Source organism: Psychrobacillus lasiicapitis, from assembly GCF_006861795.1.
GTDB lineage: Bacteria > Bacillota > Bacilli > Bacillales_A > Planococcaceae > Psychrobacillus > Psychrobacillus lasiicapitis.
In genome coordinates this window covers 163,899-177,140 of sequence record NZ_VDGH01000008.1, presented here as the reverse complement: position 1 = coordinate 177,140, position 13,242 = coordinate 163,899, and the positions used below count along the sequence as shown (strand labels likewise).

At 39.0% G+C, this 13,242-nt stretch carries 10 protein-coding genes; all 10 read left to right on the top strand.

What is annotated here, in order from left to right:
• Positions 1-2 precede the first annotated feature (2 nt).
• The 10 genes from FG382_RS14570 to FG382_RS14525 all read left to right on the top strand — a co-directional run bounded on the left by FG382_RS14570 (position 3) and on the right by FG382_RS14525 (position 13,241).
• Positions 3-1,913 carry a TRAP transporter permease gene (locus FG382_RS14570; protein ID WP_142539617.1) on the top strand — a complete coding sequence of 637 codons (1,911 nt, stop codon included), beginning with the start codon at positions 3-5 and terminating at the stop codon, positions 1,911-1,913.
• 62 nt (positions 1,914-1,975) lie between these two features.
• Positions 1,976-4,123, top strand: coding sequence for an acetate--CoA ligase family protein (locus FG382_RS14565; protein ID WP_142539616.1), 2,148 nt, complete (start codon positions 1,976-1,978; stop codon positions 4,121-4,123).
• Between the two features lie 16 nt (positions 4,124-4,139).
• Positions 4,140-4,559, top strand: coding sequence for a PaaI family thioesterase (locus tag FG382_RS14560; protein WP_142539615.1), 420 nt, complete (start codon positions 4,140-4,142; stop codon positions 4,557-4,559).
• Between the two features lie 30 nt (positions 4,560-4,589).
• Positions 4,590-5,762 carry an acyl-CoA dehydrogenase family protein gene (locus tag FG382_RS14555; RefSeq protein ID WP_142539614.1) on the top strand — a complete coding sequence of 391 codons (1,173 nt, stop codon included), beginning with the start codon at positions 4,590-4,592 and terminating at the stop codon, positions 5,760-5,762.
• 17 nt (positions 5,763-5,779) lie between these two features.
• Positions 5,780-6,568: a citryl-CoA lyase gene (locus FG382_RS14550; protein ID WP_142539613.1), complete on the top strand. Its 789-nt coding sequence runs from the start codon at positions 5,780-5,782 to the stop codon at positions 6,566-6,568.
• A 295-nt stretch (positions 6,569-6,863) separates the two neighbouring features.
• Positions 6,864-8,654: an acyl-CoA dehydrogenase family protein gene (locus FG382_RS14545; protein ID WP_170206531.1), complete on the top strand. Its 1,791-nt coding sequence runs from the start codon at positions 6,864-6,866 to the stop codon at positions 8,652-8,654.
• Positions 8,655-8,825: 171 nt separating this feature from the next.
• The gene (locus FG382_RS14540) at positions 8,826-9,818 is read left to right on the top strand and encodes an NAD(P)H-dependent flavin oxidoreductase (protein ID WP_142539611.1); all 993 of its coding nucleotides are present in this window, start codon (positions 8,826-8,828) and stop codon (positions 9,816-9,818) included.
• A 280-nt stretch (positions 9,819-10,098) separates the two neighbouring features.
• Complete coding sequence (locus tag FG382_RS14535) at positions 10,099-11,418, top strand: ABC transporter substrate-binding protein (RefSeq protein ID WP_229677280.1); 1,320 nt, start codon at positions 10,099-10,101, stop codon at positions 11,416-11,418.
• Positions 11,419-11,475: 57 nt separating this feature from the next.
• Positions 11,476-12,387: a carbohydrate ABC transporter permease gene (locus FG382_RS14530; RefSeq protein ID WP_142539610.1), complete on the top strand. Its 912-nt coding sequence runs from the start codon at positions 11,476-11,478 to the stop codon at positions 12,385-12,387.
• Positions 12,384-13,241 carry a carbohydrate ABC transporter permease gene (locus tag FG382_RS14525; protein WP_142539609.1) on the top strand — a complete coding sequence of 286 codons (858 nt, stop codon included), beginning with the start codon at positions 12,384-12,386 and terminating at the stop codon, positions 13,239-13,241. The genes FG382_RS14530 and FG382_RS14525 overlap by 4 nt, the downstream gene beginning before the upstream one ends.
• The last annotated feature ends 1 nt before the right edge of the window (position 13,242 follow it).

Below are 13,242 nucleotides of genomic sequence, written 5' to 3'. Positions count from 1 at the left end.
AAATGAAGCCTAGAATTACAAAGTTTTGGGGCGGTATAGTTACCGTACTAACTGTGTTAGGTATTTTAATAACCGTAAACCAATTATTTTATCTTGGGATATTTGGAATTAAACCAATTAATTCAGCTTATCTATATTTTCTCATAGCAATGTTCATGCCCATCGCCTTTATTATCCAACCATTTAGTAAAAAGATGGAAAATAAAAGTGTTCGATGGTATGACGTCTTATTGGTAGTTCTTTCATTTAGTATTCCGCTTTATATGGGTATAAATGCACAAAGAATTATTAGTGAGGGTTGGGAATACATTTCGCCCGCTTTAGCCACGGTATTCAGTGTTATTTTTTGGGTTATTATACTTGAAGCACTTCGTCGAGTAGCAGGACTTCCTATCATGATAATTAGTGCAGCTTTTTCTCTTTACCCTTTAATTTCAGGTTCTATTCCCATTAGTTTCTTGTCGGGACAGTCTTTTGATTTTCTTACAACAGCAAGAAATCATGTAATGAGTACGAATAGTGTTATTGGTATTCCATTTGACACGGTAGGATCTCTTTTAATCGGTTTCATGCTATTTGGGGTTGTTTTGACAGCTTCGGGAGGGGGAGATTTTTTCTTCAACTTAGCGCAATCACTCTTCGGTAGATACCGTGGAGGTCCAGCGAAAGTAGCTGTTATTAGTAGTGCTTTTTTTGGGATGTTAAGTGGGAGTGCCATTTCCAATACGATTACAACAGGTGCTATGACAATTCCTTCCATGAAAAAAGCGGGCTATCCACCGCACTATGCAGGGGCTATTGAAGCAACCGCATCAACTGGGGGAACAATTACCCCACCAATTATGGGTTCAGCTGCTTTTATTATGGCTTCTTTCATTGGCGTTCCTTATGTGGAAATCGCTATGGCAGCGGCAATTCCTGCTTTCCTTTATTTTTTTGCCCTACTGATTCAAGCGGACGGATATGCAGCAAAAAACAATTTAAAAGGAATTCCTAAGGCAAATTTACCAGCCTTCTCGTCAGTTTTAAAGCAAGGATGGCCATTTCTTACTGCTTTAGTTTTGCTGACTTACTTATTAGTGGTTATGCGCAATGAAGGTCAGGCACCATTCTATGTATGTATTCTTCTTTTTGCACTTGCGATGATTAAGAAAGAAACACGTTTCAATATGAAGAAACTTTATAACCTGGCATTGGATGCAGGTAAAATACTTTCAGAATTAACCTGCTTGATAGCAGGAATTGGCTTTATTGTTGGTGCATTATCGATTACTGGTGTTTCATTTTCGTTCGCCAGAGAATTAGTTTCTGTAGCTGGCGATAATATGTTCTTTATATTAGTAGCAGGTGCAATAACTAGTTTTGTCCTTGGAATGGGGATGACGGTTTCTGCAGTGTATATTTTCCTTGCAGTGGTAATGGCTCCCGCATTGGTACAGTTCGGAATTGACCCAATTGCTGCTCACTTATTTGTTTTGTATTGGGCTACAGTATCCTACATTACACCACCAGTAGCACTTGCTTCTTTCGCAGCCGCAGGAATTGCGGATGCAAATCCGATGAAAACAGGGTTTACATCAGTCCGACTGGGTATTGTCACCTTTCTTGTTCCATTCATCATCGTATACAATCCTGCATTAATAGGACGAGCTCCTTTACCGGAAGTTATTATGGTCGTAGGAACTGCAATAATAGGAATATTCTTACTGTCTTCAGCCTTGGAAGGTTATGTTTTATGGGCAGGAGATATTAGAAGCAAGGTGCTTCGACTTGTTTTAGGACTGACTTCTTTACTAATTATTGCCCCATTCCTTCTTTCAAGCTTAATAGGAATTGGTATATCGATCATTTTATTATTAGTAATTCGAATGAATAATAAGAGCGCACTTCATTCCAAAGAGATTACTACTTAAAGTTCATTAATCTATGAAAGTAATAGTTTAATAATATCTGTTAAACAAGGGGGATTTAATTAATGTCTACTAAAGAATTAAGAGATTTCTTTCATCCGAAATCGATTGCAATTATAGGTGCTTCTACAGACTTTACAACCATTAGTGGAAAGCCGATGAAGAATCTAATTCATAGTAATTTTGGGGGGGAAATTTATCCGGTAAACCCAAGGTATGATTCAATCGAGGGGTATAAATGTTTTGATAGTATTTTGGACATCCCTGGAAAAGTCGATTTGGCATTGATTGCAGTGTCTGCTTCCCGATTAATTTCGATAATGGGCGAATGTATTTCAAAGAATGTTAAGAACATTTTACTGTTCAGTTCTGGCTTCGCTGAAATTGGGGATAGCGGGAAAAAAATCCAGGATGAAGTGGCAAAGATGGCTCAAGAAAATGATATTCGTATTATCGGGCCAAATAGTGTTGGATGTTTAAATGTAAAAGATAGTATTCCAATGGGGTTTGCGACTTCCATGGAAGCTGAAAAGGGATTTATTAGAGGAAACATCGGGCTGGTTTCACAGAGCGGGGCACTTGGGTTTTCTGTCTTCGGTTTGGCTCAAGAAGAAAGTCTGGGGTTCACATATGTGATAAATACCGGAAACGAGATGGATATTACCACGGTGGATTCAATTGAATTTATGCTCGAAGATGATGAAACGACAGTGATTGCTGCTTATATGGAAGGGATTCCTAATGGAGAACATCTAATAACAGTAGCAAAACGTGCAAAAGTATTGAGAAAACCATTGATTATCCTGAAGGCAGGTAAGTCTGCAATTGGGAAGGAAGCAGCTTCGTCCCATACTGCCTCATTGGCGGGATCAGAAGAGATGTTCCAAGTAATTGCTAAACAATACGGTATTATCACTGTTAAAGACATAGATGAAATGATTGATGTCATGAAGATTGTCTCCAGAAGAAAATGGTCCAATGGAAGGAAAGTTGTAACGATTTCAAACTCTGGCGCAGCAGGAATTGCAATGGCTGATTTCAGTGAGGAATTTGGCTTGATTTTGGAACCATTGCAAGGAGAAACGAAAGACAAAATTGATGCCACTATTCCCTCTTATGGTTCAGCATTGAACCCTATTGATATTACGGCACAAGCATTGAAAGAACAACACATTTTAACAGAAACAGTAGAAACCTTAGTGAGAGATGACAATACCGATATTATCGTTATTCAAACTACTTTTGGTGGAGTGTTAGGTGAACAGATTTGCAGGAGTGTCGTTGAGATAGATAAACGAGAAGAAAAGCCGATTATTGTGACAGTAACAGGAACCGAGGAATTGACTGGTAAAGGTAGACAGGTTTTACGCGAAAGTGGTGTTCCTGTTTATAAAACAACTTATGACACAATGTTGGCTGTCAAACATTTGGTTGAACTTTCGGAGTTCTATCACAAAGAGACGGATTTAAGCAGTCCTGTTTCTCGTGCACATCAGCCGGACAATGTGCAATATAAAACTCGTGTTTGGACGGAAGATGAGTCCAAAAGGCTCCTTAAACAACTGGACATCAGAGTTCCAGAAAATGCTGTAATCCAATCGGTGGAGCAGATAGAAAGTTATGTGGAAGGACTAAAATTTCCCCTAGTTGCCAAAATCATCTCCAAAGATATTTTGCATAAGACAGATGCCGGTGGGGTTAAATTGGGCGTTCAGAATATTGACGAAGCCAAACAGGCTTATATTGACATAATGGAAGCGGCTAAAAATTATAACCCTAACGCACATATCCAAGGTGTGTTACTTGAAGAGATGCTAAATAAAAATGGGATTGAGATGTTCATAGGCGTAAAGAGTGATCCGCAATTTGGTAGTTTCCTAGTTTGTGGTTTAGGAGGAATATTTATCGAAGTCTTAAAAGACATTTCGATACGTCATATCCCGATTACGAAAGAAGAAGCTAAAACGATGGTGGAGGAGTTAAAAGGATATCCATTGCTTTTAGGAACACGTGGACAAGAGAGATCAGATATAGAAGCATTTGCTGATGCACTAGTCAAAATTTCTGATTATGTTGACCAGCAAAATGGAACGTTGAAGGAAATGGATATCAACCCAGTCGTTGTATTAAATGATGGAGAAGGAATAATCGCACTTGATGGATTATTTGTATGGGATGAAGTGGAATCCGCATACTTGGTGTCAAATCAATAAGGAGTGAGAAGGTTTGATGAAAACAGATACAGATTACTTGGATTGGTTAAAAGACCATTTTGAGAGTTCGCCCTATTGGAAGACTCTTGGAATTAGCTTTCATTCCTTGGAGAAAGGTGATGTATGTGTGAAACTCGTTGTAACCGAAAAAGTTAAAAATATTAATAACACGCTTCATGGTGGTGCGATTGTTTCTTTATTGGATGTAGCCATCTCGTCCACATTGCGATCTTTACAACCTGAACTGGTTACTACGGTATCACTTACAACAAATTTCATTAACCCAGCAAAATTGGGTAAGACAGTTTACGCCACAGCCAATGTTGTTAGTTCTAAAAGTAGAATACAATACGTCGAATCAGAGGTTTTGGATGAAGACGGCCTCATCATAGCAAATGCTGTTGGCGTTTTTTCACTTATAAAAAAGAAAGACTAAAACTGAACTAAAAAACGGGAGGTAATAATTTTGAACTTTGAATTATCTGAGGATATAAAAGATATAACCAGAACTGTACGTGATTTTGTCTACAATGAAGTAGATCCCCTCGCTAATCAAATTGAACAAGATGACGAAATTCCCAAGTCCATTATGGATAAAAGCAAGGAACTTGGCCTTTTCGGATTAAGTATTCCTGCAGAATATGGGGGCCTTGGAGTTGGCATGGTAGGAAAATGTGCAATTTTTGAAGAACTTGGTAAGACAGCGAATGGTTATACAACCGTTATTGGAGGTCACACGGGAATAGGCACTGTTGGAATTGTCGAAATGGGGACTGAAGAACAAAAAAGAAAGTATTTACCCAAAATGGCTTCAGGAGAATATGTCGGTGCATTTGCCTTAACAGAACCTAGTGCTGGTTCCGATGCTTCAAACCTTCAAACGATGGCAGTCCGTCATGGTGATAAATATATCTTAAATGGTTCAAAACATTATATTACCAACGCACCTATTGCCAGTATTTTCACAGTTATGGCTGTAACGGATAGTAGTAAAGGACCTAAAGGTATCACATCTTTCATTATCCATAAAGATAACCCTGGTTTAAAAATCGGGAAGAATGAAGCGAAAATGGGTTTACGAGGGGCACATTCAGTGGAGCTATTCTTCGAAAATTGTGAAGTGCCGATTGAAGATGTTTTAGGTGAAGAGGGCTTGGGTTATGTAAATGCTTTAAAAATTCTTGCAAATGGTAGAGCAGGTCTAGCTGCACGAAATCTAGGATCTTGTGTAAGGTTATTAGAACTCTCTGTAGATTTTGCGATGGAACGAGTTCAATTCGGTAAGCCTATTTTTGAACAGCAAGTGATCCAACATTATTTGGCAGAAATGGATTTAGAAATTGAAACGCTTCGTAGTTTGACTTATAGAGTAGCTTGGATGGTTGATCAAGGGAAGAATGTTATTAAAGAAGCTTCCATGGCAAAACTACTTGGTTCCGAAGTATATGGAAGAATTGCGGATAAAGCGGTTCAAATCCATGGTGGCCTTGGATATATGCAATCATATCCAATAGAGCGATTTTATCGAGATGCACGAATAACAAGAATTTATGAAGGAACTTCAGAGATCCAAAAAAATATTATCGCTGGGCAATTAAGAAAAAAATATAATTCAAAAAAAGAGCTAGTAACCATCTAATATAAGGAGGAATAAGGATGAAATTTGAAACAAAAGTGGGAGTTTCACATACAGATAAGATTTTTGTGCATGGGTATGACCTTGTGGAGGATTTGATGGGATCAATTACACTTGCAGATATGGCATTTTTAGGTGCCAAACATAGAAAACCAACTGAAAATGAATCAAGGATGCTGAATGCAGTCATGGTCGCAATTTGTGAACATGGTTTTACACCAAGCTCCATCTCTACAAGACTGACTTACTTAGGGGCACCAGAAGCAGTTCAAGCCGCAGTAGCAGCAGGTTTATTGGGTGCTGGTTCGGTCTATCTTGGAGCAATGGAACAAGTTGCGGAAATGTTGGGAAAAGGTTTTGAGAAATATGGAGAAAATAAAAGTGCTAGCGAGCTTGCCACTTTAATATTGGCTGATCGCGATGAGCAGGGTCTCCAATTACCGGGATTTGGACATCCGATCCATAAACCAGTGGATCCGAGAACAGTAAAATTATTCGAACTCGCAAAAGAACTTGGCTTTTATAAGAAAAATTCAGAGGTCATAAACGAAATCAGTAAACAGTTCAATGCTAAAAAAGGAAAGTCAATCACATTAAATGCGGTTGGAGCAATAGGAGCTGTTTTAGCAGATATGGATTTCGATCATCGAGTAATGAAATCTTTTGCTGTTGCGGCTAGAGCTGTTGGTTTGGTTGCCCATATTGTAGAAGAAATCGAGGTAGGTAGAAAAGAAAGTGTTGGTCAAAAGTTATTTGATTTCATTGAAGAAAATACGAATTATACCGTACAGGTAGCTAGCAAAGTTTGATGTTTTAACCTGGAAACAGGGATGAATAGAGGAACCAGTAGTGGTCTTAATACTTTTCTGGTAGCTAGAGTAGGAAAATACTGCTCTACTATTGTTTCCAAAGTCGAAGGTGAAAATATGGAGTGAAAGCCCTATTGGCCGCCTTACTGGATAGCACTATGGCAAATGTATATGTCCCAATCGATTTACTCATATCTAATGAGATTTCGCTGGGACTCTTCCATCAGTCTCATACAAATATGTATTTTGATGTATTTAATAGAAGATAGTTTTTATCAAAATGGGGGTATGCTCAATGTCAGTCGCTTCATTGAATAAAAATGAATTTGTCGGAAAAATGCCTGATACAACAGGATTCAACTATTTTGATGAAGATCAAAATTTATTATTTCTAATGAAACGTTATCTTTCTAATGAAGATTTTAATCGTGCAAAACCACTACTTGCCGAGTTGGGTGAACTTGCTGGTAATCAACTCGATCAACTGTCACGTACAGCAGATAAAAACTCTCCGAAACTGCATTCTTATGATGCTAAAGGAAATCGTATTGATAAAATTGAGTTCCATCCGTCTTACCATGAAATGGAACATCTAGGTTACAGTAAGTTCAGTATGGTGGCGATGTCACATAAATCTGGTGTATTGGGATGGCCAGAGGAATTCCCTTATGTTTTAAAATATGCCTTTTGGTACTTATTCGCGCAAGCGGAGTTTGGTTTGCTCTGCCCGATGAGTATGACGGATTCAGCAGCACGAGTATTGGAAAAATTCGCAAGCGAGGAGATGAAACAAAAATATCTTCCTCATCTTACGAGTACAGATATGGATGAACTATGGACAGGTGCCCAGTTTATGACTGAGAAGCAAGGAGGTTCCGACGTTGGTGCGAATACAATGAAAGCCGAAAAGGTAGGGGACCATTGGGAACTATGGGGAGACAAATGGTTTTGTTCCAATCCTTCTGCAGACATTGCTCTAGTTTTGGCACGACCAGAAAATAGTCAGGCTGGAACAAAAGGTCTTGGTATGTTTTTGGTGCCACGAAAGTTGGAAGATAATACTCTGAATCGATATAGTATCAATCGCTTAAAAGATAAACTGGGTACCCTATGTATGGCTTCAGGCGAAATAAGCTTTGAAGGGGCAGTCGCATATGAGGTAGGGGATATTAAAAATGGGTTTAGACAAATGATGGCTATGGTCAATTCATCACGTCTCTCCAATGCCGTCAGGTCAACAGGAATGATTAGACGAAGTTATTTAGAAGCACTGGAATATGCTCGTGGTCGCTCCTCGTTCGGCAATAATCTGTCTGAATTTCCATTGATGAGAGAAACTCTATTTGAACTTCTACTTGATAGTGAGACAACTACATCAATTGTTTTGCACACCGCAGAAATATATTCCGAAGCCGATAAAGGTTCTGAAAAGGATCAAGCACTATTACGTATATTAACCCCATTACTAAAAGGCTATATATGTAAAAGAGCCAGATATTTAACGGCCGAAGCAATGGAGGTAAGAGGAGGCAATGGGTATATCGAAGATTGGGTAAATCCGAAACTTGTCCGTGATGCCCATGTAGGCTCCATTTGGGAAGGTACGACAAATATATTGGCACTGGATGTATTAAGATCTTTAACCAAAGATAAAGTTGGCGATATCTTCTTTAATGAAATATTTGTCCGACTCGATCGTATTAAAAACCCTCTTTCAAGGCGAGTGGGAGAACAGTTGAGGTCAATTTCCGGTAGGATCCAAGAACAAACCAAACGTATTCTTAAAATAGAAGGTTTAGAGCGGGAATTGCATGCTAAAAAATTAATGAATCGTATGTATCATATTTACTCGGCCAGTTTGTTACTTGAAGAAGCAGATTTTGAAATTACAGATCAAAATAATTACAGGAAACTATTTTTGGCAACCCATTACTTATGCCGTTATTTCCTTTCAAACGGTTTTGATGATGTATATTCGGTAGACAAATCTTTATTGGATTCTTTTAATAAGATTGTTGACTGGGAACCAATATCGCAAGATGTGGTTAATACATTATTAAATGAAATAGAACTCGTTTCAATCTGACTGGAAGCCAATTCTTTAAAAGAAGGATAGATTGGGCTAAACTTTGGACCCCTGTATTAATACGAGGGTCTTTATTTTGTATAGAAGGGGAAATAAAGAAAAAGTGAATCTCTACTAATGCCTTGAAAGAAAACACTCTTCACCAATAATGAATAAGGAGCTACTAATTTCATGACAAAAAAAGCGATAGCTACTATTAAAGATTCTTTAGAGTTGCCGGTTATAATGGCTCCCATGTTTTTGATTTCAAATCCCAATATGATCATTAAAGCTTGTGAGGCGGGGGTTGTGGGTTCATTTCCTGCATTGAATGCTCGAACAAGTGAAGTATTAGAAGAGTGGATGATTCAGATTACCAATGAATTAGAAGATTTAAAGATGAAAAACCCTAATAAAAAGATAGCTCAATGGGCAGTTAATTTTATTAGTCATCGTTCTAACAAAAGATATGTGGAAGACCTTAAACTCTTAAAAAAATATCAGCCGCCAATTGTCATCACGTCATTAGGAGATCCGAGTCCAGTGGTGGAAGTTGTACACGAATATGGTGGTACAGTTTTATCAGATGTAATTAATATTAAGTTTGCCAAAAAAGCAATAGAGAAAGGAAGTGATGGATTGATCCTCGTTTCCAGCGGAGCAGGTGGACATGCTGGAACCTTAAATCCGATTTCCTTTATTCATGAAGTAAAAGAGTTTTGGGCTGGACCCATTATCTTGGCTGGAGGAATTTCAAAAGGTCAGGATATTCTAGCGGCTGAAGTATTGGGAGCAGATTTTGTATATATGGGTTCCAGGTTCATTGCAACTAAGGAAAGCTTAGCGGTGGATGAATATAAAGAGATGGTTATTCAATCGACGATTGAAGATGTCTTATATACCGATGTATTCAGCGGTATTCATGCGAATTATCTTATCCCAAGTATTCAAAAAGCAGGACTAGACCCTAGTAATCTAAAGGATAAGAATGAGATGGATTTTTCAGCAGGTAGTAATAATCACCACGTTAAAGCTTGGAAGGACATATGGGGAGCAGGACAAGGAGTTGGTGTTACCAAGAAAGTACAATACGTTTCTGAAATTATTGAAGAATTACATGATTCTTATCATAAGGCAAAGACTGCCATCATTAACGATAAGGAACAATACTTACTGAAGAATTGAAATATCAGGTGATACTAACTCTGTGTAAGAAATGTTTTTGACTACTATTCCTTTATCTTTTCAAAGTCCATTCATCGAGAAATTGATGAATGGACTTTTTTAGATGGTAGAAAACTATACAACTAAACGAGAGTGAGTATTTAGTTCTTTAAACAGGGTACAAAAGAAGTTAAAAGAAAGACTAATAAACTATTTTAAGAAAAATAAGTTTATTTGTCAGATTAAGAGGGAAAAGGAAGTCGTATGTATTTTGTTATAAATCCTGAAGGAGGAGAAAGAGTTGTTTAAAAAGGGAATGTTGTTTTCACTAATTGCAGTGATGTTGCTTCTTTCAGGTTGCGCTGGCTTCCAGGTTGGAAGCGATAAGGGCGCTGCTCTGGAGGCAGGAGCAGAGGGTAAGGTGGTCGTCGATTTTTGGAGTTTCTGGGGGTCTGAGATTAGAAGGCCTGTCATTGAAAAGATTATCGAGGACTTTAATAACTCGCAAGATGAGATTGTTGTAAAACATACTTTCGTACCATGGGGCGATATTTGGACGAAAGAGCTTGCGTCAATAGCAGCCGGCGATCCGCCAGATGTTGTCATTAATGATATCAAAGCGACAGCACTCCGCGGACAGAAGAAACAAGCAATGAATTTATCGCAATTTCTAGAGAAAGATGATATTTCTGAGCGATTCTACCCTGAACTATGGGAAGCTACTTTATATGAAGGAGATTCGTATGGAGTTCCATTCAATACAGATACTCGTATTCTCTATTACAACAAAGAGGCTTTTAAAGAAGTTGGACTAGATCCAGAAAAGCCACCGACAACATGGGCTGAACTAGAAGAATACGCAGCAAAATTAGATAAAAAGAACGGCGATACATATGACCGTTTGGGATTCTATCCGCTATTTGGTATTAACTATGACGTATGGATGTTGAACGCAGCAGGCCAAAACGTTGTGGATAATAAAGGAAATGTCGAAGTGGACACAGATATAAATCGTCAAACGTTGGATTGGTTATTAGGGTGGAAGGAACGTTACGGCGATAACGTCATTAATTCGTATAAATCCCAAATAGACAGTCAGCAGTCAAATCCTTTCTTCACAGGGAAATTAGCGATGTTTGTCAACACTCCAACATTCAATACGCAAATCCGTGATTATGCTCCTGAACTGGACTTTGGCGTAGCAATGCTGCCTGAAAGCGAGCCTGGTAATGGCCACACAAGCTGGGGAGGCGGGTTTGTAGCTGAAATCCCAGAAGGTTCAAGCCATCCAAAGGAAGCTTGGGAGTTTATCAAATATTTGACGGATCAAGATGCGCAAGAATACTGGGCTGTCAAAAACTATGACAATGTAGCGAACATAAAAGCTGCAGAGGCAACTGCTAAGAATGCAGAGATGTCAGAGAAGGACAGAATTGTGTACCAGATGGCTGTCGAAAACATGCCAAACACATTGTTAACACCGACACCTCTTCAGGCACCGGACTTTCCGACTCTTATCAATCCGGAAATAGATAATGTCATGCTAGGAAAGAAAACTCCTACAAAAGCATTGCAGGATGCCCAAGCGGCAGTCGAGCGATTAGTGAAAGAAAATCAATAAAGATAAAAGGGGAGCAGAAATGCTCTCCTCCTTTTCTATACATAAGGGGATAGTTCAATGAAAAAGAGAAAGTTACATTTTAAACGGCAGGAAGGTCTTGTTGGATACATATTTATCCTTCCTTGGATCATCGGTTTTCTTATCTTTACAGCAGGACCACTGTTATTTTCACTAGGTGCCAGTTTTACCAATTATAATATTACCTCCCAGATGGATTTCATCGGGATTAGAAACTACGAGAAGTTACTAATGGATGACCAACTGTTCTGGACATCCCTCTACAATACGCTATATTACGTCGCTTTCTCTGTTCCTCTTACAACGATTGGCGCTATTTTCCTTTCTGTTCTACTCAATCAAGATGTACCCGGACTTCGCTTTTTCCGTACCATCTATTACTTACCAGCGGTCTTATCGGGCGTTGGTGTTTATCTTTTATGGATGCAGTTACTCGACCCGGGCACGGGGTTAATCAATATGATGCTCGGTTGGGTCGGCATTGATGGCCCGAATTGGTTGTTTGATCCCGAATGGACGAAGCCTTCGCTAATTTTAATGAAGCTTTGGAGCGTCGGCGGTGGAATGCTCTTGTATTTGGCAAGTCTACAGGGTGTACCGAAGTCGCTTTATGAAGCAGCGGAAATAGATGGTGCCAGCACGTGGCAGCAATTCCGCTACATTACAATACCAATGATTACACCGGTTATCTTTTTTGATGTAGTGACAAGTCTCATCGGTGGCTTCCAGATTTTCCAGGAGGCATATGTTATGACCAATGGTGGTGGAGGTCCTGTCAACTCGCTACTTTTCTACAACTACTATATGTGGAATAAAGCATTCAAAGTATTTGATATGGGCTACGCAATGGCTATGTCATGGGTACTGTTCCTCATCGTTTTTGTACTAACAATGATCAATCTAAAACTCGCTCCTCGCTGGGTGCATTATGAAGGGGAGGCGAAAAAATGAAGGATGCTTATTTTGCAAGTATGACTAATCGGAAGAAAGTACTGAAGATTGCGAATTTTATCTTATTGTGTATTGGTAGTCTATTATTCCTTTCGCCGCTTTGGTGGATGATTTCCACTTCCCTGAAAACGATGAAGGAAGTGATGAGTTTCCCACCGACATTCTTCCCTACTGATTGGAAATGGGAGAATTACTTGAAAACATGGGAAGCGGCTCCATTTGATTTGTACACGATTAATACGCTGACCATTACTATTTTGGTCGTAATCGGACAAGTGATTGTCAACTCTTTTGTGGCATATGGGTTTGCGAAGATACCGTTTAAAGGAAGAAATGTTTTGTTCGCCATCGTTCTATCGACGATGATGATCCCTGGTTTTGTGACACTTATCCCACAGTACGTTCTATTTTCAAAGCTTGGCTGGGTCAATACATACTTGCCGCTTGTCGTACCCGCTTTTTTTGGCGGTGCATTTAATATATTTCTGCTTCGCCAGTTCTATATGACGATTCCGAATGAAATGATTGAAGCGGCCAAGATGGAAGGAGCAAGTCATTTCTATATTTGGAGAAAGATCGGCATTCCATTGACTAAACCTGCAATGGCAACCGTGGCGATTTTTTCGTTCAATGGAGCTTGGAATGATTTCTTAGGACCACTTCTCTATGTGAATAATGAGAATTTATATACGCTTCAATTAGGACTTCAAGTGTTTAAAGGAGAGATGAATACGCAGTGGAATTACTTGATGGCAGGGTCATTGTTTGTACTTTTACCAGTCGTCATTCTGTTCTTCTTCTTCCAAAAGTATTTCATACAAGGTATCAATTTACAATCAGGCGGAAAATCATAAG

Bases quoted from the DNA above. Each gene is read 5' to 3' on its own strand.
- FG382_RS14570 (WP_142539617.1), top strand. From the start codon at position 3: ATGAAGCCTAGAATTACAAAGTTTTGGGGCGGTATAGTTACCGTACTA.
- FG382_RS14565 (WP_142539616.1), top strand. From the start codon at position 1,976: ATGTCTACTAAAGAATTAAGAGATTTCTTTCATCCGAAATCGATTGCA.
- FG382_RS14560 (WP_142539615.1), top strand. From the start codon at position 4,140: ATGAAAACAGATACAGATTACTTGGATTGGTTAAAAGACCATTTTGAG.
- FG382_RS14550 (WP_142539613.1), top strand. From the start codon at position 5,780: ATGAAATTTGAAACAAAAGTGGGAGTTTCACATACAGATAAGATTTTT.
- FG382_RS14545 (WP_170206531.1), top strand. From the start codon at position 6,864: ATGTCAGTCGCTTCATTGAATAAAAATGAATTTGTCGGAAAAATGCCT.
- FG382_RS14540 (WP_142539611.1), top strand. From the start codon at position 8,826: ATGACAAAAAAAGCGATAGCTACTATTAAAGATTCTTTAGAGTTGCCG.
- FG382_RS14530 (WP_142539610.1), top strand. From the start codon at position 11,476: ATGAAAAAGAGAAAGTTACATTTTAAACGGCAGGAAGGTCTTGTTGGA.
- FG382_RS14525 (WP_142539609.1), top strand. From the start codon at position 12,384: ATGAAGGATGCTTATTTTGCAAGTATGACTAATCGGAAGAAAGTACTG.